The following is an 18,174-nucleotide window of genomic DNA, read 5'->3' as shown; positions in this document are numbered from 1 at the left end:
GGTTTGTTAGGTTTATAGCAATGGTATCAAACTGTATAGAATATTTAAGCCACAAATATGGATTATCATTCTATGAAGTGATTAAAGAGTGCAGTAAAGAGCTAATAAAGAAAGGATTCTCGTAATCACACTGTCAGTTATTAAAAATTTTAATATGTAGTTTTTTAAAACGTTAAATGGATGATAGAATGATTTTGGGCATAGATGTTGGTTCAACAACAACAAAAATGGTTTTGATGGAAAATGATAAAATAATCAATTACAAAATAGAGAATATAGGGGTTGTTGTTGAGGAAGGAGATATTTTAAAAATGATTAATGAGTTTGAGAAAGAATATGATGTAGATAAAGTAGTTGCAACTGGTTATGGAAGGCATAAGATAACTTTTGCGGATAGGGTTGTTCCAGAGGTTATTGCATTAGGAAAAGGAGCAGGTTATTTCTTTAAGGATGTTGATGGGGTTGTTGATATTGGAGGGCAGGATAGTAAGGTTATAAAGATAGATAAAGATGGGAATGTTGTAGATTTTATCTTATCGGATAAATGTGCAGCGGGAACAGGGAAGTTTTTGGAAAAATGCATAGAGATTTTGAAGATTGAGGGTGATATAAATAAATACAAATCAAACAACATTGCTAAAATCTCATCTATGTGTGCTGTCTTTGCAGAGAGTGAAATCATCTCCTTGCTGGCTAAAAAAACACCAAAAGAAGATATTTTAATGGGAGTTTATGAGAGTATATCTAATAGAATTGTCCCAATGGTGAATAAATTAAGGATAAATAACATCATCTTTAGTGGAGGGGTTGTAAATAATAGGGTTTTGGTGGAGGTGTTAAAGAAAAAATTAAATAAAAATCTTTTAATCCCAAAAGAACCGCAAATTGTTTGCTGTATTGGTGCCATATTGGAAGCAGAGAGAAAAGGATTTTAAAATCTTTAATTTTTTTAAATTTTAACCCTTATGTCCGATGCTATAAACTGAAAAATGATAAAAATTATGTAAATTTCTTTTTTATATTTGATGATATTAAAAACTCTAATTGCCAAATTATTATTAAAATTTCAAATGAAAATGTTTTTATATTTTTAGATTTCAAAGAAATTTGATGATTTTCAAAGATATATTATTAGGAAATCTAATAACTAAGGTGGTATGATGGAGTTAAAGACAATTAAGAAACTCATGGAAAAATTCGCAAATAGGAAAGAACAACTCTACAAACAAAAAGAAGAAGGGAAAAAAGTATTTGGTATGTTTTGTGCTTATGTTCCAATTGAATTGATATTGGCAGGAAATGCAATTCCAGTTGGTTTGTGCGGAGGTAAAAATGACACAATCCCAATTGCAGAGGAGGATTTACCAAGAAATCTCTGTCCATTGATAAAATCATCATACGGATTTAAAAAGGCAAAATCATGTCCGTACTTTGAGGTGTCAGATATTGTTATTGGAGAAACAACATGTGAGGGAAAGAAGAAGATGTTTGAATTAATGGAGAGATTAGTTCCTATGCATATAATGCACCTTCCACATATAAAAGATGAGGATTCATTAAAAATTTGGATTAAAGAAGTTGAGAAATTGAAGGAATTGATTGAGAAAGAGACGGATAATGAAATAACAGAAGAAAAATTAAAAGAAATGGTCGACAAAGTCAATAGAGTTAGAGCATTATTTTACAAACTTTATGAGTTAAGAAAAAATAAACCAGTCCCCATTAAAGGAATCGATGTTTTAAAATTGTTCCAATTTGCTTATTTGTTGGATATTGATGATACAATAGAAATTTTAGGGGATTTAATTAAAGAATTGGAAGAAAAAGTTGAAAAAGGAGAAGGCTTTGAAGGTAAGAGGATTTTAATAACTGGATGTCCTATGGTTGCTGGAAATAATAAGATTGTTGAACTTATTGAAGAAGTTGGGGGAGTTGTTGTTGGAGAGGAGAGTTGCACTGGAACAAGATTCTTTGAAAACTTTGTTGAAGGTTATAGCATAGAGGACATAGCAAAAAGATACTTCAAAATTCCATGTGCATGTAGATTTAAGAATGATGATAGGATAGAGAACATAAAAAGATTGGTTAAAGAGTTGAATGCTGATGGAGTTGTTTACTGCACCTTGCAGTATTGCCATACTTTCAATGTAGAGGGGGCAAGAGTTGAGGAAGAACTTAAAAAAGAAGGCATCCCAGTTATTAGAATTGAAACTGATTACTCTGAAAGCGATAAAGAGCAATTAAAAACAAGATTAGAGGCATTTATTGAGATGATTTAATTTTTTTATTTTGGTTATTTTTACCATTATTCCTTATTTTTTCCATTAAAAATTATAAAATAAATTAAAAATTTATTCTTCAATATCTCCGAACATTTTACCTTTTATGAATATCCAATCCCCTTCTTTTAGTTTTTTAACGGTTTCTTCATGTATTTTATCCCAGTCCGCTTCTAACTTCACTCCGCAGTCGAAGATTATCTTCTTTTTCTTTCTATCTATTTCTAAAACCTCTCCAACGAAGACGTAATCAGGATTTGTTGTAATCTGATATATTAATTTTTGTTTTTTAGGTACATCAACTATTTCTAAGTCGTATGTCATAATTTTGAGATTTACTATATATCTTTCGTTTTCTTTTATTCCATCTATAGGTGGTGTAACAAATGCTTCTATATGATATCCGTTTATATCAAATGTAACATTTGCTTCAATAGGTAATGTATAATTTCCGCTTATTTCTTCTTCAAAATCTTTTGGTCCATATATAACCTCTGTCTTTACAACCATAACATTTTCATACTTTACCATTTAATCACCGGGTTTTTGGATATGCAGTAGTTATACTATCATCCTTATTTATCGATACAAAAATATCGTTATATAATATTTGGTATTCACCTTTCCCTTCATTAATATATTTTGGTTTTCCATACTTCAATGCATTTTCAATATCTTTAAGTATTTGCTCTTTTAGTTGCTCATCGCTACTAAAGTGTAGTCCTCTCTTTGAATAGAAGTTCTTAAATTCTTTTAATCTTTTATCTCTCGTTATATGCTTCCAACCAAATCCATTGGTTGTCCCCTCTTTAAGCACTGCAAAATTACTTATAGGTTCGCTTTCTCCTACTTTAGTTTTCACTCCTTTAGCATTAAACACTTTAACTAACTTCTGACTTTCTGCTGAATCATCTAATGGATTACTTCTACTTATATCCCAATTGTTAATGTATTTTGCCAATTTTTTCATTAATTTCGGGTCTGAGTTAGTTATAGTTTTAAATTTTTTATCGAATTTAACTATATCATAACCGTTTTCTATTAGTTTATTTATTGTCTTGGATTTTACCCCTACATTTCTTAACTCTTTAACTATCTCTTTTACTTTTTCTAAATCATAACTTTTTTCTATTAGTTTGTTTATTGCTTCTTTGCTTATTTTTATTCTTTTTAAATCTCCTATTGTCTTTCTTATCTTTGTTATATCTTTAATATCCTTTAGATTTTCAACGATTTTATTTAAGTTTTCTTTGCTAATTCCCATTTTAGTTAGTTTATTATTTTATTCAAATATATAGATTATTATTTGATTAAAAATAAAATAAGATTTTAATGATTCATTCCCATCCTTCGCCTTCCGCAGAAGATACTGAATTAACATTCAGAACATATAGAAAACATTTTCCTATTTTTTCTATTAATTGTGGTTTTTTTGAAATTTCAGTAAGTAGTCCATCCCATCTTACTTTATCTGGTATTTTTATATCTAAATCTTCGTTATACACAAATAACCACGGTAGTTTCGTGAAATTGTCAGTTATATCTGATAAAAATTCTTTTACATTTTTATACTTCTTTTTTTCTAACTTTATTACATACTCATCTATTCTTCCGCTAATATCTCCGAATCCAAACTCTGGCTGAATAAGATCTATAACTTTTTTAACTATATCTAAAAGTATTTGAGTATTATGTTTTGCTATTTGTTTTGCTTCTTCTATTGGGTATTCATCTTCATAGAAATAAGAACAATATTTAATATAATCTGTTAAAATTACAATCGAATAATATTCTTCTCCAAATATTTTGTCTATAACTATTTCATCAAGTATGGTACTTATTCCTAAACCTGTAACAATATTTGGTAACTTTTCATTTATTTCTTTCTCATAATTTTTAAGTATTTTTTCATATTTTTTAGGATTCTCTTTTGTATAAAAAATAATAGAAAGGTCTGAAGACATGGTTATCATCCAATTTTTGCTTTATAATTCATCTATATTTTTTACAATTATCTCTTTATCTGAAACAAATGCGACTTTTTCTATGCCATACTTTTTAAACATTTCTTTAGCATTTTTTACACTAATTTTAGCATGTTTTGGAAATGCAAGTATTCCAATTTTTCCTGTAGCTTTAATTTTTTTGTTTAATTGGTTTGCCCAATTTCCTATATTATTGTCACTTATTTTTTTACCCTGTTTTATATTCTTACATTCATATACCGCTTTATCAGTTAATACATCTATTTCTTCTCCTTTTTCATTCATAGAAAACTTAATAACATTCTCTCCTTTATCCATTAATCTTGATGCTGTTTTTAGTTCAAATAATATGGAATTAATATTGGTCTCATCATTATGTTCCTTATTAATCTTTCTTAATACATTCTGCAACACATATTGACTTGGATTGTCAGGATTTTTTATACTTGCAAGTTTTTCTATATCTTTGAAATCAATTTTTCCTTTAAGGTATTGTAATGCAGATATTTCTTTTAAAGAATATCCTTTCCTAATTAAGTTATCTATTATCTTCGCTGAAACTCCTTTTTTCCTTAATTCTACAATAGTATCTTTCGCTTTCTCTAAATCATAGCCATTTTCAATTAACTCATTTATAGCATCGTCTGAAATATGTCTTTTCTTTAAATCTCCTACTGTCTTTCTTATCTTTGTTAAATCATCTACATTATCGATATTTTTAGTTATTTTAGATATAGAACTTTTGGATATTCCCATTTTAGTTAGTTTATCTGTTTCATCTACTGCTTTTTTAAGTGCATCGTTTGGTTTATCGCTGTTTTTGATAATATTGTTTATTGTTTCTACTTCTACACCAGTATCTTTGAGTTTCTTTATTTTATTATCTATCCAACCGAGTTTTTTATTGTCATTTAGATTATTTTATTTAATTATATAGATTATATTGAATAAAAAATAAAAAAGAAAAAAATTAAGTTATAATTATTCCCCATATCTTTCTTTGTAGTATTTTTTAACATCATTTATATACTCTTGCAAATCGTCCCTCCAATCATATTCTTCTGGAATCTCTGAATTTTTCAGCAATTCAAGATAATCTTCTGCTAATTTAACGATTTCTTTAGTGAATTCTTTTAATGGAACTCTAATTATCCCACTATCTTTACCTTTATACTCCTCACAGTCAGTATATGATAAAGGGTCGTTATAGTAATGAATTACTAATTCATCTTTATCTTTATCAAGTTCAAAGACATAACGATTAAATGGAAAATGTAATGATGCCCAACAAGCCAAATTTGGATTTTTTATCTTGGTTGTATCAATCCGCGGTTTTAACCCGCTTAATTTAAATTTATCTGAGTCTTTAGAGAATCTATAGTATTCTCCTTCACTTAATATATAAGGTAGTAAAGTTTAGGACTTTCGCAAGCATATTCGAATATAATGATATAGCATTTATGATAAGATATTTCTACCACAACATTTTACTATTTTTCGAATAAAAATTGTTTATGGTGAGAATATTCTCAAAAAAGCGAATGCAATTGTTTATATGCTCTTTCTTCTATTGTCAGAGTTTAATTCGTGTATAGAACTATCTAAAACATTACGCATTTTCGGAATAAACGTATCTCACGATACCATAAATCGAATTCTTTGGAATGAGGGTCTTAACCCACAAGAGAATCTATTTAACTTCATGAAAAACTTTATAACTCCCGAATATAACATTTTCGTTATAGATGATTTTGTTATAGATAAGTTTTATTCGAAATCAACAGAATTTACTTATTATTGTTGGAGTAATCTACATAAACGAGTAGTTATGGGCATGCATGTTGTTGATTGTATTGCTACGAATGGAAAGAACATCATTCCAATCGATTTTAGAGTTTATGATAGACCAAGGGATGGAAAGACGAAGAATGATTTATGTAGGGAAATAATACTCTCTTTAGTTGAAAGGGGATTTAATATTCGATATATCTGCTTCGATAGTTGGTATTCGAGCAAAGAAAACTTAAAACTTATCGATAAGTTAGGTTTATTTTACCTCTGCAGAATTAAAAGGAACAGGAAGATAAACCTCTCCAAAAACGGTGAGTGGATTTCGATTAAAGAACTTGGAGAAATTCCTGAAAGTGGATTAATCGTTTATCTAAGGAAAGTAGGATATGTCAAACTCTTCTGCCTTTCCAAAAACGGAAAGGCAGTATATTATATAACGAATAACCTATTTATGAGTTTCGGAGAATTTCAAGAGGTCAAAAACGCCTCTTGGAGAATCGAAGAGTTCCACAGAGGAGTTAAACAGTGCTGCAATATTGGAAATTTCTTCGTTAGAAAAAGATTTCCAGTATTAGGACATATTTCGTTAGCTATGAGGGCTTTCTTTATTTTAGAGAAAATTAGAATCGATAAAAAGATTACTTGGTATGAGTTTAGAAGAGAACTAAATCGAATAGCCGTTGGGAATGCCATAATCTCTTTATGTAAAGAAACTGGTTTATTGTTAATCTAAGTATTTAAATGTATTTGCGAAAGTCCTAAAGTTAATAATTCCTCAAAGAATCCATACAAATCACAATCATCTCCATAAACTCCACCTTCAGATTTTAAACAGCCACCTCCAAGTAATTCCCCATTAACCTTGAATATTGTTTCTATTTCCGCGGCAAGAGTTCTTTTTATTTTTTCTCTATATTTTTCTTTGTCATAAATTAATTCTACCAACGCCATTATTATCACTTATTAATTTTCCCATATTTCAATTAATTCGCCATTTTCGTTTCTTTCCCATGTTTTCCATTTTTTATCTGGCTTTTTTGGAGCATACATGTATATGTTATCTCCTCTTTCTGGATATATAGTCATTAGTTTATATGCTCCAGTTTTTTTATCTTTTTGGAATTTTAAAGTAATTTCAATAGTCTTACCATCTTTTTCATACATATAATCAATTTTTGGATTACTACCTTTAAGCTCATCTTTCTTCTTTTCTATTGCCTCCTTAATAATCTTCTTCAACTCATCAGCATCATCTATAACCTTAGGTATTTTCTTCCCATTTACCGTTTGTCCCATAGGGAAGAATGTAGTGGCTTTTTCATTAGATTCATAGCCAATAACATGCCTTAACCATGCATGTGTTAAACCTTCTTTAGTATCTCCATCTATGAGTTTAACGGTTATTTCTTTATCTCCGTTTTTTATCGTTATTTTCTCTGGTTTGGAAAACTTCTCTAACTCTTTGAAATACTTCTTAGGATTTTTAATGTCGATTTTAGCTATTTTAGCTAAATCATCTAATGAAACATCTTTCTTAATCAAATCATCTATTACCTTTGCTGGAACTCCTTTATTTCTTAGGTTTATAATTACTCCTTCGCCTTTTCTAAGTCATAACCTTTTTCTATTAGTTTATTTATTGCTTCTTTACTTATTTTTCTTCTTTTTAAATCTCCTACAGTTTTTCTTATTTTTGATATATCTTTAATGTCCTTTAGATTTTCAACTATTTTGTTTAAGTTTTCCTTACTAATACCCATCTTTTTTAGTTTTTTAAGCTCCTCTTTGCAGTTGTATATTTCTTTGATATTTTTTGAGTTTTTTATGATTTTATTTATGTTCTCTTTATTTATCCCTAAATTTACTAATATCAAAGATTTACAGCTGAGATGCCTTAAATCGTCATAAGGATTTGAGCTTTTTTCTATAAAATCGTTTATTGTATCTACATCTACTCCATTTTCCTCAAGAGTTTCTATTCTGTTATCAATCCAACCTAATTTTTTATCGTTTTCAACTGCATCTTTAAACAACTTATTAATATTCCCTGGCTCAACACCTTCCTCTAACAATTTAACTGTATTCTTTGCAACTGTCTTTGGGCTATATCCATTACCTTCTTTCTTTGCTAATTCTTCAATCAAATCTTTATCAAATATTTTATTAGCAGCATCTGGATTTACAAGTCCTTTGCCCTTATCCTCTTTTTTTAAGTATTTATACAGTTCATCAGCATACTTTAGCCCTTTTGAAGATAACTTACCAATTACCTTCCCAGTAGGGTCAAATATCAACGAAACAACAGTATATGCATCTGAATATTCCGGATGGTTTTCATCTATGTAATTACTAACCATCGTATCTGCAATTGTCTCAGCTGCGATCGTTGCTCCTGCAACTGCTCTACTTTGAGATATTGAAAAATCGAAAGAAAAGAACGCACTAACTGGAGATGCTAAAAGAAGAATAACTAATAAGGTAGTAAAGCACTTTCTTAACATGGTATTATTTTTTTCAATTTTTCAAATACATATTAATTTTTTTAATAATTTCATATTGATTAAATTTCTTAAATAACAAACTATATATATTATTTTTTGGAAGAAAAATAAATGATTCAGTTAAAAATGCTATTAAAAATTCTAATAGGTGAGGACGTATGAGAATTTCTCCATTGGTTGCTGGTTTTATTGGAGGTTTCTCCGCCGCGTTGTTGCAGGCGTTTTTTAAAGTATCTCCTCCACCAGCGTATGGGATTTGTATTGCGTGCCACACAAGAGATTTGGTGAATTGGATAGTAAATCACATAGCAGGGACAACATTAGGAATGGCGCCAGTTTCAAAGGTTTTTCCTGTTTTAACTGTTGTAGGTATCTTTATTGGTGCTTTGATAGGGGCATTTGCCCACAAGGAGTTTAAGATAAAGCAAACACACAACCCAGTTATTGGTTTTGTTTTGGGAATTTTGGTATTGAACTTTGCGTTATTGATGGGAGGATGTCCACTTAGAGAAACAATAAGAACTGCCTATGGGGATGTTATTGCGTTCATAAGTTTGATAGCAATGTTTGTTGGTGTAATTGTGGCAAGTGAAGTTTACTTAAAAAAGAACCTTTAAGGTGGTGTAAATGGAACTACACGTAATTGGAACATTTGCATTTGGAATTATGTTGGGTTATCTATTCCAAAGAGCAAGGATGTGTTTTATTGGTGGAATGAGAGATTATTATTTGATAAAAGATACATGGTTAATTAAAGGTCTCTTTGGATTCTTTGGTGGGGCTTTATTGGGGTATATAATATTTAGTGTTATGGGTAAAATTCCGTTCTTCCCATGGATTGCTGTGAAGGGCTTTACTCCAATCCCAGGAGATCCATTAGGGGCAAGTGGAACATTAGCAGGACATTTAATACTTGCAGTTATTGGTGGATTTGGAGTAGGGTTCTTCTCAGTTATCCAAGGGGGATGTCCATTGAGAAACTATGTTATGGCAGCAGAGGGGAATAAGACAGCGATTGCATACGTTATTGGTCTTGCAGTTGGAGCAGTTATATTCCACAAGTTCGTAGCTCCAATGGTTAAGGCAATAATGTTATAGGTTTTATGTTTGTTTTTTTATTTCTTTTTGGGGTGGAAAAATGGATAAAAAAATAATATATCTAACCACGATTCCTGCCATCAAATTTAGTTGATAAAATACTCTCAAGTTTAGTTGCATACTACGTTGTAAAATCACTACCTGGGTATATTGTAGGCACATTAAAACAAAAAATTTAGGAGGAAATATGCCGTATACCAAAATCAAAGTTTATATATTACTTTTAATTATGGGTTTAGGCATTATAATATTCAATCCACAATATGGATTTATATTTTCATTATTCTTAACCTTAACCAATTTAAATGCCAAAACTTTCAAAGTTTTAAGAAAGTGGGTTTTATTTTCTTTGTATGTAGTTTTATTTTATTATATCATTGTTGGCAAAAGTGGTTTGCATTATGCGTTGAGATTGTTGGGTTATGTTCTTATATTCCAATGGTTTTTTGGTTCTATAAGTTTAAGTGAATTTATTAACTATATATCAAAATACAACAAAGATTTGGGTGTTGGAATTTGGATAACTCTTTACACATTGAATAATGCTAAAAGGAAGTACATTTCAATAAGAAATGCCCAAATATCAAGGGGGTTGAATACCACTGGACTGAGGAATAAGTTTAGGGGATATATGTCAATAATCATCCCTTTGGTAATTTCTTTATATGATTCAGCAATAAAGAGGGCAGTTGCATTATCTTCAAGGGGATACAAATGAAGGGAAAGAAAATAGTTATTGTTTCTCACTGTATATTAAACCAAAACAGCGTTGTTAAAGGTTTGGAGAGAGCAAAAGGAGCATTTAATGAAGTTGTTGAAATAATTTTAAAGGAGGATTATGCAATACTCCAACTCCCATGCCCGGAGATGTTGTATTTGGGGATAGATAGGAATGGGAAGGTTAAGGAAGAGTACGATACTAAAGAATATAGGGAACTTTGCAGAGAGGTTTTAAAACCAATAGTCAAATACTTGAGAGAATATAGCAAAGAAGGATTTAAATTTATTTTAATTGGGATAGAAGGTTCCCCAACATGTGGAATTTTTAAAACTGTAACAAAAGAGGGATTAATGGATGGAAGTGGCATTTTAATGGAAGAGTTTTTGAGGTTTTTGGATGAAGAGAAAATAACGGTTGAGAGGATAGACTACCCTATCGATGAGGGAAAATATAAGCATTTTATAGAAAATCTAAAAAAAATGTTAAGAGGGATATTGTGATTTTGAAGAGGATAAAAAGTTTATTGAAAAAGGAAGAAAAAAAGGATAAAGAAAAGAAAGGGTTAATATTATTTGAAAATACAAAAGATGCAATGAAGGCAGAGAAGATTTTGAGCAAATATAACATTAAAGTCGTTGCTCCACCACCAGAAATTAGAGAGGGGTGTGATTTGGCAATAGAGTATGATTTAATTGATGAATTTGGAATTAAAGGGGAGTTGGAAAAAAATAATATTGAACCAATAAAATTCATACCAATAGATGATTATTCTTTAAAGCCACTCGAATTAATAAAAATTAAGGAAGTTGATGGCTTTGTTATGGTAAGATGCGGAAATATGAAAATAACTCTTGATAAAGAAGGAAATATTGTAAATATCTCTGGTGGTGGATGCCCAGATGTGCCATATTTAACATTAAAATTAAAGGGGAGAAATATTAAAGATATTAAAGAGGATGAAACACCAAAGAATTTGGGGTATACGTTATGTGCATACACATTAAATAAGGCATTTGAAAAGGCAAAAGAACTGGTGATGAAAGATGAAGGTTAAAATTAAGGTTAAAGATTTTGAAGTTGAGGCAGAACTCTATGAAAATCTTGCTCCAAAAACTGACATTGCCCTATTGGATTCCAGGGAGAGCAATATGTATCTTCTTTGGAAAGACACCAATAAGTGATGATGATAAAATAAAGCCAGCGAGTGCTGTGAATGTTATAGGAAAAGTTAAGGACTGGGAGAAATTTAAGGATGTTGAGGAGGAAGAGATAATTGAAATAGTTAAGGTATGAGGAGGTTAATTATGATTATAGCAGGAACTGTGCCAATAAAAGGTTTGTATTTAATTGTTGGGAGAGCAACACTAAAAGGAAACAAGATAATAATCAACAATAAAGAGTTTCCAGTATCAATGGGAACTGGTGCTTTGATAGGGGCAGTTTTAAAAACATTAGAATATTTTGGAGAGGATAAACCAGAGGTAATAACTGCTGGAGATATTGGAGAAGGGGATGGAAGTTTAAAGATTTATGATGCGTTGAAAGAGATTAATGATGATTTGCTAATTATACATTACATAAAACCAAAGATATCAAAAATTAAGGAAATTGATTTCTCTCCAAAGATTATTGCAGATGCTGGAGGAATGTATGCAGGGAAAGCGGCAAATATTGGAGATAAATTCCATCTCTTCCTTCCGGATGTTGGTGAATTGGCATTTTTGGCAGATGAAAAGGCATCTCATCCTGCCTATGTGAGGGGTTTCATATCTGAGATAGATGATAAGGAAGTGCCTGAACTAATTAAGAGATCTTATGAAAAATCAAAAATGCCAAAATATATGGTTGTTAAGGGAGAAAAGGACTATGTAGTTGAGGATGAAAATATTGTTGGGACAATAGATGCTCCAAAAATAGAGGCAATGGAATGCATTGGAGGGACAGGAGATACTCTAACAGGAATTATTTCCTCTTTAATTAATGTTGGTTTTAAAACAAAAGACGCCTGTATTTTGGGGTGTAAAATAAATAGGATGTTGGGAGATGTTGCTAACGCAAAGCCAAATACACAAATTGAGGAATTAATAAATATTATTCCAAAGGTTTTAAAATATTTAAATCTGTAAATTAACGAAAAATTTATATATAACTTTACCTAATTTCATTTTGCCGTGAAGGGCGGTGGCTCAGCCTGGTTAGAGTGCTCGGCTGATAACCGAGTGGTCCGGGGTTCGAATCCCCGCCGCCCTACTAATTTTATTTTAGAAACATTAATCGATACATTTAAATTTTTAATTAAATTTGTAAAAAATAATGGATTTTATTATTTATTAAACATTTTCTTTATCTCTTCCTTAGAAATTCCCAATTCATCAAATTTTTTAGTTAAATGCAATATCTTTGAATTTCCTTCTTTTTTTGATTTTATATATCCTATCTTTTCAAGATCTTTTATATGCTTATATGCTTTACTTCCCCTAATTTTAACAATCTCAGATTGTTTAACTGGCTCTAAGTAGGCAATCCATGCAAGGGTTTTTAAAATCTCCTCATCAATACCAGTATCTAAATAAGGAATTATATTCTCAGCATATTCCTCCTTTAACTCCATCACACACTTGTTGTTAAAGATTCTGATGTTGATGGAAGTGTTTTTGTATCTCTCTTTTAATGCCTTTAATGCCTCATGCACTTCATATTGATGCAAATTAAATTTTTTTGCAATATCTTCTATATCCACTGGATTCCCATTTGCAAACAAAAATGCTTCAACAGTATTTATTATATCGTCATTTATTATATTGCTTATTTTTCCTTCCATTTTCTTAACTCCTCCCTTAATTTGAGGTTTTCAATGTAATTTATCAAATCACCATGGGTTTTTTCTAAGATACTCCTTGAAATATCTTGTTTTCTTCTTAAATTATCTATTACATGGTAGTGGTCAAACTTCATTATGAAGTCGTAAATCTCTTCCATATAGTTGAAGTATTTTTCTGCAAGTTCTTTGTTGTCATCTTTTATAGCGTCTAATAAAGCTCTCCTTAACTCTCCAATAACATCACACAAACCTAAAATATAATTCTCTTCCTTAATAAATTCAAACTCTTTATATGTTGGGATTTTATTGTTAAATATAATGTCATATAGTGCTTTTGCCTCAACAAACTCCTGTTGTGGTGTGCTAGCATATTTTTCAAAATCAACATGTTTTTTAACCAATTCGTTTAGTTGTCTTAATTTTTCAAATATTTCTTCTAATGAAACCTCTTTTCTTTTGTGTATTTTTCTTATAGTCAATGCACAGTCTTTTGTTATTTCCCTTGATAATTTTAATATCTCTTCTCTTAATCTATCCTTTTCTTCAAAGTATTTTATAAGATAACTCAATTCATTTTCGTTGAACATATTATCATTCCCCACCAAAAATTATATATATTAAAATCCATTATTGAATTATATCATCGTTCTTTTATATATACCACATACTGATTTTCAATGACATTATCAATTTTAAAATTGATTTTACATGTTTTTATAAAAATTTGTGCAATTTTTTAACCTAATGTAGGTTAAATATTTATACCCCTACCCATAACAATAATAAGGCACCTGAGACCTGAAAAGGCGTAAGCCAGTGACAGGTTCATTTTTAGATGAGGGTAATTGTTAGAGGGGTATTTGGACATTAGAAACATGAAATAATGCTATAATGGAGGTTATATTATGGGTATGAAGAGGAATAGACCTCGTAGAGGTTCCCTTGCATTTAGTCCAAGAAAAAGAGCAAAAAGACCAGTACCAAGAATAAGATCATGGCCAGAAGAAGATAAAGTAAGATTGCAAGCATTCCCAGTATATAAAGCAGGAATGAGCCACGCATTGGTTAAAGAAAACAATCCAAAAAGTCCAAATGCAAACCAAGAAGTATTTACACCAATAACAATATTGGAAGCACCAGATATCAATGTATTTGGTATTAGAGTTTATGGAAAAGATACAAGGGGCTTAAAAACCTTAACAGAAGTTTGGGCTGATGAATTAGACGAAGAATTAGCAAGAAAAATAAAAACATTACCTAAAAAAGAAGAGAAAAAAACAGTTGAAGAACTCGATAGTTTAGTTGATAAAATAGTTGATGTCAGAGTTCTCGTCCACACAAACCCAAAAAATACAACCTTACCAAAGAAAAAACCAGAAGTTTTAGAAATTAGAATTGGTGGAAAAGATATCCAAGAAAGATTAAACTACGCAAAAGAAATCCTTGGTAAAAAGTTATCAATAACTGATGTATTTAGTGAAGGGGAATTTGTAGATGCTATTGCAGTAACAAAAGGTAAAGGATTCCAAGGGCAAGTTAAAAGATGGGGAGTCAAAATACAATTTGGAAAACACCAAAGAAAAAGTGTAGGAAGACACGTTGGTTCAATAGGTCCATGGACACCAAAGAGAATTATGTGGACAGTTCCAATGCCAGGTCAAATGGGATACCACCAAAGAACAGAATACAATAAGAGAATATTAAAAATTGGAAACAGTGGGGAAGAAATCACACCAAAAGGTGGATTCTTGCACTACGGGGTTGTAAGAAACAACTACGTTGTAGTTAAGGGTTCAGTTCCAGGGCCAGCAAAAAGATTGGTTGTATTGAGGAGTGCAATTAGACCAGTAGAAGATGAATTTGGATTGCCGGAAATAACATACATCAGTACAACATCAAAACAAGGAAACTAAAACACAATAGGTTAAGGTGTTAGTATGAAGGCAGTGGTTTATAACTTAGATGGTTCTAAAAAAGGGGAAATTGAATTACCATCAATATTTGAAACAGAGTATAGACCTGATTTAATTAAAAGAGCAGTTATCTCAGCATTAACTGCAAGATTACAACCAAAAGGTTCAGACCCACTTGCTGGGAAGAGAACAACAGCAGAGTCAATAGGTAAGGGACACGGTAGAGCAAGAGTTAAAAGAACAGCACAAGGATGGGCAGCATTTGTCCCTCAAGCAGTGGGGGGTAGAAGGTGCCACCCACCAAAAGTTGAGAAAATCTTATGGGAAAAAATAAATAAGAAAGAAAGAATAAAAGCATTAATGAGTGCTATAGCAGCATCAGCAAATCCAGAATTAGTTAAAGAGAGAGGGCATATTATTGATGGTGTTCCATCAATCCCATTAGTTGTTGATAATGATTTTGAAAACCTCCAAAAAACAAAAGATGTTGTTAATGTGTTTAAGACATTAGGTTTGGATAAGGACGTTGAGAGGGCTAAGGAAGGTATCAAGATTAGGGCTGGAAAAGGGAAGATGAGGGGAAGAAGATACAGAAAACCAAGAAGTGTTTTGGTTGTTGTTGGGGACAAATGTGAAGCAATAAAAGCATCAAGAAACCTTCCGGGAGTTGATGTTATAACAGCCGATAACCTTGGGGTAATACACATTGCTCCAGGGGCGATGGCAGGAAGATTAACACTCTGGACAGAGAATGCAATAGAAAAGTTAAGTGAAAGATTTAAACTTTAAATTTATTACCTTTTTAGTATGAGGTGGTTATATGGATGTCTTTGATGTCATAAAAATGCCAGTAATTAGCGAGAAGACGATGAAACTTATTGAGGAAGAGAACAAGTTGGTATTTTATGTACATAGAAAAGCAACAAAGGAAGATATTAAGAAAGCGATGAAAGAGTTGTTTAATGTTGAAGTTGAGAAGATAAATACAATGATAACCCCAAAAGGAGAAAAGAAAGCATATGTTAAATTAAAAGATGCTTACGATGCAGGTGAAGTAGCAGCAAACTTAGGTATCTACTAATCTAAAAACACGATGCATAGTTGGGGGAGTAAAAAATTAAAAGCAATTTTAAACATCTTGGGTGATATAAATGGGTAAAAGGTTGATATCACAAAACAGAGGTAGAGGAGGACCAAACTATACCTGCCCCTCCCACAAAAGAAGAGGAGAAATAAAGTATAGGAAATTTGATGATTTGGAGAAGAAAGGAAGGCTTGCTGGAACAATCACAGATATCTTGCACGATCCGGGTAGAAGTGCACCAGTAGCAACAGTTAAATTTGAAAATGGAGAAGAAAAACTCTTATTAGTCCCAGAAGGTATGAAAGTTGGAGATATAATTGAGTGTGGAGTTACTGCTGAGATAAAACCTGGGAATATTTTACCATTGGGAGAAATTCCAGAAGGGATTCCTGTTTTTAACATTGAGACAGTTCCTGGAGATGGAGGAAAATTGGTAAGAGCAGGAGGATGCTACGCACACATCATTGCTCACGATGTGGGAAAAACAATCGTAAAATTACCATCAGGACATTTAAAAGCACTCCACCCAATGTGTAGGGCTACAGTTGGGGTTGTTGCTGGTGGAGGAAGAAAAGAAAAACCATTTGTTAAGGCAGGTAAGAAATACCATGCAATGAAGGCTAAGGCTGTTAAATGGCCAAGAGTTAGAGGAGTTGCAATGAACGCTGTTGACCACCCATTCGGTGGGGGTAGACATCAACATACAGGTAAACCAACAACAGTTTCAAGAAGAGTTCCGCCTGGAAGAAAAGTAGGTCATATTGCTGCAAGAAGAACTGGAGCAAGAAAATAATTAATTTTTAAAAACATTTTTTTGGATTAGGGTGAAAACATGGCAAGAGGAAGAGCCGCAAGAAAAAAGAAAAGACAACAACAGGTTACAGTAAGAAGGAAAGAATTTAAATATAGAGGGTACACATTAGAAGAACTTCAAGAGATACCTTTAAAAGAATTTATTAAATTACTCCCTTCAAGACAAAGAAGAAGTATGTTGAGAGGTTTAACACCACAGCAAAGAAAGTTGGTTATGAAAATTAAAAGAGCAAGAAGATTGTTGAAGAAAGGTAAAGAGCCAAGAACTATTAGAACACACTGTAGGGACTTTGTTATTACACCTGATATGGTTGGATTGACATTTGGAGTTTACAATGGTAAGGAATTCGTTGAAGTTAAAGTTTCAGAAGAGATGATTGGACACTATCTTGGAGAGTTCTCACTCACAAGAAAACCAGTTCAACACGGAAGCCCAGGTATGGGGGCTACAAGAAGCTCCATGTTCGTCCCAATCAAATAATTGGGCAGTTTTTCAATTCAATTCTTTTTTATTTTAGAAAGTTGGATTTGTATGTTTAAATTTATGGATAAAATAAAAAATATTGGTTTATGATTTTTGAGGTTGAACCATCATTTTTAAATTTTTAAAAACCTTCTCATTAACATCTTCATAAATACTGTTTCCATGCACATCCATCGCCACAATTAAAGGACCAAAGTTCTCAACTTCCAATTCCCAAACTGCCTCAGGCATCCCCAATTCTAAAAAATAGACGTTTTTAACTTCTTTTATGCAATTTGCTAAAAGTGCGGCACATCCTCCTGGAGCAGATAGATAAACAACCTTCTTTTCTTTAAATACATTTAATAGTTCCTTCTTCATTCCACCCTTCCCAACGATTGCGGATAAATTGGTTATGTTTATTACCTCTTCCTCAGTATCGTTCATCCTTGCAGAGGTTGTGGGACCTATTGCAATGCAAACCCATTTATCATTTTCTTTTTTCATTATTGGTCCTGCATGGTAAATTACGCCATTTTCTAAATTGAAAGGCAATTTCTTCCCTTTTTTATGGTATTTTATAATCTCTAAATGTGCCTCGTCTCTTGCAGTATATATAATCCCACTCAAATAAACAACATCTCCAACTTTCAATTTGCTGATGGTTTCTTTTGAAATTGGTGTTTTTAATTCAAACGATGCCAA

General features: G+C 31.5%; 26 protein-coding genes and 1 tRNA gene. 16 read left to right on the top strand and 11 right to left on the bottom strand.

Annotated features, from left to right (window positions below):
* The first annotated feature begins 188 nt into the window (after positions 1-188).
* Both METFODRAFT_RS02790 and METFODRAFT_RS02785 read left to right on the top strand, forming a co-directional pair.
* On the top strand, positions 189-935 hold the full coding sequence (locus tag METFODRAFT_RS02790; protein ID WP_007044018.1) for an acyl-CoA dehydratase activase: 747 nt from the start codon (positions 189-191) through the stop codon (positions 933-935).
* A 222-nt stretch (positions 936-1,157) separates the two neighbouring features.
* A complete protein-coding gene (locus tag METFODRAFT_RS02785) occupies positions 1,158-2,279 on the top strand; it encodes a double-cubane-cluster-containing anaerobic reductase (RefSeq protein WP_173361550.1) in 1,122 nt (373 codons plus the stop codon).
* Between the two features lie 72 nt (positions 2,280-2,351).
* On the opposite strand, the gene METFODRAFT_RS02780 is transcribed toward METFODRAFT_RS02785, so the two are convergent.
* The 5 genes from METFODRAFT_RS02780 to METFODRAFT_RS02760 form a co-directional block, all read right to left on the bottom strand.
* Positions 2,352-2,810, bottom strand: a complete 459-nt coding sequence (locus METFODRAFT_RS02780) for an OB-fold nucleic acid binding domain-containing protein (protein WP_007044016.1) — start codon at positions 2,808-2,810, stop codon at positions 2,352-2,354.
* Between the two features lie 4 nt (positions 2,811-2,814).
* Entirely contained in the window at positions 2,815-3,543 is a 729-nt protein-coding gene (locus tag METFODRAFT_RS11355) for a hypothetical protein (RefSeq protein ID WP_007044015.1), read from the bottom strand.
* 73 nt (positions 3,544-3,616) lie between these two features.
* Positions 3,617-4,243 (bottom strand): hypothetical protein, encoded by a 627-nt coding sequence (locus METFODRAFT_RS02770; protein ID WP_007044014.1) that lies wholly within the window; start codon positions 4,241-4,243, stop codon positions 3,617-3,619.
* A gap of 21 nt (positions 4,244-4,264) precedes the next feature.
* Positions 4,265-5,020: a hypothetical protein gene (locus tag METFODRAFT_RS09675; RefSeq protein ID WP_007044013.1), complete on the bottom strand. Its 756-nt coding sequence runs from the start codon at positions 5,018-5,020 to the stop codon at positions 4,265-4,267.
* Between the two features lie 225 nt (positions 5,021-5,245).
* On the bottom strand, positions 5,246-5,560 hold the full coding sequence (locus METFODRAFT_RS02760) for a hypothetical protein (protein ID WP_007044012.1): 315 nt from the start codon (positions 5,558-5,560) through the stop codon (positions 5,246-5,248).
* Positions 5,561-5,789: 229 nt separating this feature from the next.
* On the opposite strand from METFODRAFT_RS02760, the gene METFODRAFT_RS02755 reads away from it, so the two are divergent.
* Positions 5,790-6,788 carry an IS701 family transposase gene (locus METFODRAFT_RS02755; RefSeq protein ID WP_141564035.1) on the top strand — a complete coding sequence of 333 codons (999 nt, stop codon included), beginning with the start codon at positions 5,790-5,792 and terminating at the stop codon, positions 6,786-6,788.
* Here the strand turns inward: METFODRAFT_RS02755 and METFODRAFT_RS02750 are convergent.
* Genes METFODRAFT_RS02750 through METFODRAFT_RS02740 form a run of 3 tightly spaced genes read right to left on the bottom strand, consistent with a single transcriptional unit; the run spans position 6,785 to position 8,556 of the window.
* Positions 6,785-7,006 (bottom strand): hypothetical protein, encoded by a 222-nt coding sequence (locus METFODRAFT_RS02750; protein ID WP_007044011.1) that lies wholly within the window; start codon positions 7,004-7,006, stop codon positions 6,785-6,787. The two genes, METFODRAFT_RS02755 and METFODRAFT_RS02750, sit on opposite strands and share 4 nt — an antisense overlap.
* 12 nt (positions 7,007-7,018) lie before the next feature.
* A complete protein-coding gene (locus METFODRAFT_RS11140; protein WP_007044010.1) occupies positions 7,019-7,597 on the bottom strand; it encodes a hypothetical protein in 579 nt (192 codons plus the stop codon).
* Between the two features lie 47 nt (positions 7,598-7,644).
* Complete coding sequence (locus METFODRAFT_RS02740) at positions 7,645-8,556, bottom strand: hypothetical protein (RefSeq protein WP_007044009.1); 912 nt, start codon at positions 8,554-8,556, stop codon at positions 7,645-7,647.
* 158 nt (positions 8,557-8,714) lie between these two features.
* Here METFODRAFT_RS02740 and METFODRAFT_RS02735 point away from each other — a divergent pair, with 158 nt between their 5' ends.
* The 8 genes from METFODRAFT_RS02735 to METFODRAFT_RS02700 all read left to right on the top strand — a co-directional run bounded on the left by METFODRAFT_RS02735 (position 8,715) and on the right by METFODRAFT_RS02700 (position 12,625).
* A complete protein-coding gene (locus tag METFODRAFT_RS02735) occupies positions 8,715-9,173 on the top strand; it encodes a hypothetical protein (protein ID WP_007044008.1) in 459 nt (152 codons plus the stop codon).
* A 10-nt stretch (positions 9,174-9,183) separates the two neighbouring features.
* Positions 9,184-9,654: a YeeE/YedE thiosulfate transporter family protein gene (locus METFODRAFT_RS02730; RefSeq protein ID WP_007044007.1), complete on the top strand. Its 471-nt coding sequence runs from the start codon at positions 9,184-9,186 to the stop codon at positions 9,652-9,654.
* Between the two features lie 187 nt (positions 9,655-9,841).
* On the top strand, positions 9,842-10,372 hold the full coding sequence (locus METFODRAFT_RS02725; protein WP_007044006.1) for an energy-coupling factor transporter transmembrane component T: 531 nt from the start codon (positions 9,842-9,844) through the stop codon (positions 10,370-10,372).
* Positions 10,369-10,875: a CD3072 family TudS-related putative desulfidase gene (locus METFODRAFT_RS02720; protein WP_007044005.1), complete on the top strand. Its 507-nt coding sequence runs from the start codon at positions 10,369-10,371 to the stop codon at positions 10,873-10,875. Before METFODRAFT_RS02725 ends, METFODRAFT_RS02720 begins: the two co-directional genes overlap by 4 nt.
* Positions 10,872-11,429 carry a DUF3343 domain-containing protein gene (locus tag METFODRAFT_RS02715; RefSeq protein ID WP_007044004.1) on the top strand — a complete coding sequence of 186 codons (558 nt, stop codon included), beginning with the start codon at positions 10,872-10,874 and terminating at the stop codon, positions 11,427-11,429. Before METFODRAFT_RS02720 ends, METFODRAFT_RS02715 begins: the two co-directional genes overlap by 4 nt.
* Positions 11,430-11,446: 17 nt before the next feature.
* Positions 11,447-11,668 (top strand): cyclophilin-like family protein, encoded by a 222-nt coding sequence (locus METFODRAFT_RS09910; RefSeq protein WP_245528890.1) that lies wholly within the window; start codon positions 11,447-11,449, stop codon positions 11,666-11,668.
* An 11-nt stretch (positions 11,669-11,679) separates the two neighbouring features.
* Positions 11,680-12,501, top strand: a complete 822-nt coding sequence (locus tag METFODRAFT_RS02705; RefSeq protein WP_007044002.1) for an NAD(P)H-hydrate dehydratase — start codon at positions 11,680-11,682, stop codon at positions 12,499-12,501.
* Between the two features lie 49 nt (positions 12,502-12,550).
* Positions 12,551-12,625: transfer RNA gene (locus METFODRAFT_RS02700), tRNA-Ile, on the top strand.
* 73 nt (positions 12,626-12,698) lie between these two features.
* Here METFODRAFT_RS02700 and scpB read toward each other — a convergent pair.
* Both scpB and METFODRAFT_RS02690 read right to left on the bottom strand, forming a co-directional pair.
* Entirely contained in the window at positions 12,699-13,196 is a 498-nt protein-coding gene (gene scpB / locus METFODRAFT_RS02695) for an SMC-Scp complex subunit ScpB (RefSeq protein ID WP_007044001.1), read from the bottom strand.
* Positions 13,181-13,783 (bottom strand): haloacid dehalogenase, encoded by a 603-nt coding sequence (locus METFODRAFT_RS02690; protein ID WP_007044000.1) that lies wholly within the window; start codon positions 13,781-13,783, stop codon positions 13,181-13,183. Before METFODRAFT_RS02690 ends, scpB begins: the two co-directional genes overlap by 16 nt.
* A 318-nt stretch (positions 13,784-14,101) precedes the next feature.
* Here METFODRAFT_RS02690 and METFODRAFT_RS02685 point away from each other — a divergent pair, with 318 nt between their 5' ends.
* The 5 genes from METFODRAFT_RS02685 (at position 14,102) to METFODRAFT_RS02665 (ending at position 17,487) form a co-directional block, all read left to right on the top strand.
* Positions 14,102-15,109: a 50S ribosomal protein L3 gene (locus tag METFODRAFT_RS02685; RefSeq protein WP_007043999.1), complete on the top strand. Its 1,008-nt coding sequence runs from the start codon at positions 14,102-14,104 to the stop codon at positions 15,107-15,109.
* 24 nt (positions 15,110-15,133) lie between these two features.
* Positions 15,134-15,898 carry a 50S ribosomal protein L4 gene (gene rpl4p / locus METFODRAFT_RS02680; protein WP_007043998.1) on the top strand — a complete coding sequence of 255 codons (765 nt, stop codon included), beginning with the start codon at positions 15,134-15,136 and terminating at the stop codon, positions 15,896-15,898.
* A gap of 31 nt (positions 15,899-15,929) precedes the next feature.
* Positions 15,930-16,190, top strand: coding sequence for a 50S ribosomal protein L23 (locus METFODRAFT_RS02675; RefSeq protein WP_007043997.1), 261 nt, complete (start codon positions 15,930-15,932; stop codon positions 16,188-16,190).
* A 70-nt stretch (positions 16,191-16,260) separates the two neighbouring features.
* Positions 16,261-16,986 carry a 50S ribosomal protein L2 gene (locus tag METFODRAFT_RS02670; protein ID WP_007043996.1) on the top strand — a complete coding sequence of 242 codons (726 nt, stop codon included), beginning with the start codon at positions 16,261-16,263 and terminating at the stop codon, positions 16,984-16,986.
* A 39-nt stretch (positions 16,987-17,025) separates the two neighbouring features.
* Entirely contained in the window at positions 17,026-17,487 is a 462-nt protein-coding gene (locus METFODRAFT_RS02665; protein ID WP_007043995.1) for a 30S ribosomal protein S19, read from the top strand.
* Between the two features lie 87 nt (positions 17,488-17,574).
* On the opposite strand, the gene METFODRAFT_RS02660 is transcribed toward METFODRAFT_RS02665, so the two are convergent.
* Positions 17,575-18,174, bottom strand: coding sequence for a FumA C-terminus/TtdB family hydratase beta subunit (locus tag METFODRAFT_RS02660; protein ID WP_007043994.1), 600 nt, complete (start codon positions 18,172-18,174; stop codon positions 17,575-17,577).

Source organism: Methanotorris formicicus Mc-S-70, assembly GCF_000243455.1.
GTDB classification, from domain to species: Archaea; AGJL01; Methanococci; order Methanococcales; family Methanococcaceae; genus Methanotorris; species Methanotorris formicicus.
This window is presented reverse-complemented; position numbering and strand designations above follow the sequence as displayed.

What these genes read in the sequence shown, in the direction of transcription:
- METFODRAFT_RS02790 (WP_007044018.1), top strand. Translation starts at nt 189, where the DNA reads ATGATTTTGGGCATAGATGTTGGTTCAACAACAACAAAAATGGTTTTG.
- METFODRAFT_RS02785 (WP_173361550.1), top strand. Translation starts at nt 1,158, where the DNA reads ATGATGGAGTTAAAGACAATTAAGAAACTCATGGAAAAATTCGCAAAT.
- METFODRAFT_RS02780 (WP_007044016.1), bottom strand. Translation starts at nt 2,810, where the DNA reads ATGGTAAAGTATGAAAATGTTATGGTTGTAAAGACAGAGGTTATATAT.
- METFODRAFT_RS11355 (WP_007044015.1), bottom strand. Translation starts at nt 3,543, where the DNA reads ATGGGAATTAGCAAAGAAAACTTAAATAAAATCGTTGAAAATCTAAAG.
- METFODRAFT_RS02770 (WP_007044014.1), bottom strand. Translation starts at nt 4,243, where the DNA reads ATGTCTTCAGACCTTTCTATTATTTTTTATACAAAAGAGAATCCTAAA.
- METFODRAFT_RS09675 (WP_007044013.1), bottom strand. Translation starts at nt 5,020, where the DNA reads ATGGGAATATCCAAAAGTTCTATATCTAAAATAACTAAAAATATCGAT.
- METFODRAFT_RS02750 (WP_007044011.1), bottom strand. Translation starts at nt 7,006, where the DNA reads ATGGCGTTGGTAGAATTAATTTATGACAAAGAAAAATATAGAGAAAAA.
- METFODRAFT_RS02740 (WP_007044009.1), bottom strand. Translation starts at nt 8,556, where the DNA reads ATGTTAAGAAAGTGCTTTACTACCTTATTAGTTATTCTTCTTTTAGCA.
- METFODRAFT_RS02735 (WP_007044008.1), top strand. Translation starts at nt 8,715, where the DNA reads ATGAGAATTTCTCCATTGGTTGCTGGTTTTATTGGAGGTTTCTCCGCC.
- METFODRAFT_RS02730 (WP_007044007.1), top strand. Translation starts at nt 9,184, where the DNA reads ATGGAACTACACGTAATTGGAACATTTGCATTTGGAATTATGTTGGGT.
- METFODRAFT_RS02725 (WP_007044006.1), top strand. Translation starts at nt 9,842, where the DNA reads ATGCCGTATACCAAAATCAAAGTTTATATATTACTTTTAATTATGGGT.
- METFODRAFT_RS02720 (WP_007044005.1), top strand. Translation starts at nt 10,369, where the DNA reads ATGAAGGGAAAGAAAATAGTTATTGTTTCTCACTGTATATTAAACCAA.
- METFODRAFT_RS02705 (WP_007044002.1), top strand. Translation starts at nt 11,680, where the DNA reads ATGATTATAGCAGGAACTGTGCCAATAAAAGGTTTGTATTTAATTGTT.
- scpB (WP_007044001.1), bottom strand. Translation starts at nt 13,196, where the DNA reads ATGGAAGGAAAAATAAGCAATATAATAAATGACGATATAATAAATACT.
- METFODRAFT_RS02690 (WP_007044000.1), bottom strand. Translation starts at nt 13,783, where the DNA reads ATGTTCAACGAAAATGAATTGAGTTATCTTATAAAATACTTTGAAGAA.
- METFODRAFT_RS02685 (WP_007043999.1), top strand. Translation starts at nt 14,102, where the DNA reads ATGGGTATGAAGAGGAATAGACCTCGTAGAGGTTCCCTTGCATTTAGT.
- rpl4p (WP_007043998.1), top strand. Translation starts at nt 15,134, where the DNA reads ATGAAGGCAGTGGTTTATAACTTAGATGGTTCTAAAAAAGGGGAAATT.
- METFODRAFT_RS02675 (WP_007043997.1), top strand. Translation starts at nt 15,930, where the DNA reads ATGGATGTCTTTGATGTCATAAAAATGCCAGTAATTAGCGAGAAGACG.
- METFODRAFT_RS02670 (WP_007043996.1), top strand. Translation starts at nt 16,261, where the DNA reads ATGGGTAAAAGGTTGATATCACAAAACAGAGGTAGAGGAGGACCAAAC.
- METFODRAFT_RS02665 (WP_007043995.1), top strand. Translation starts at nt 17,026, where the DNA reads ATGGCAAGAGGAAGAGCCGCAAGAAAAAAGAAAAGACAACAACAGGTT.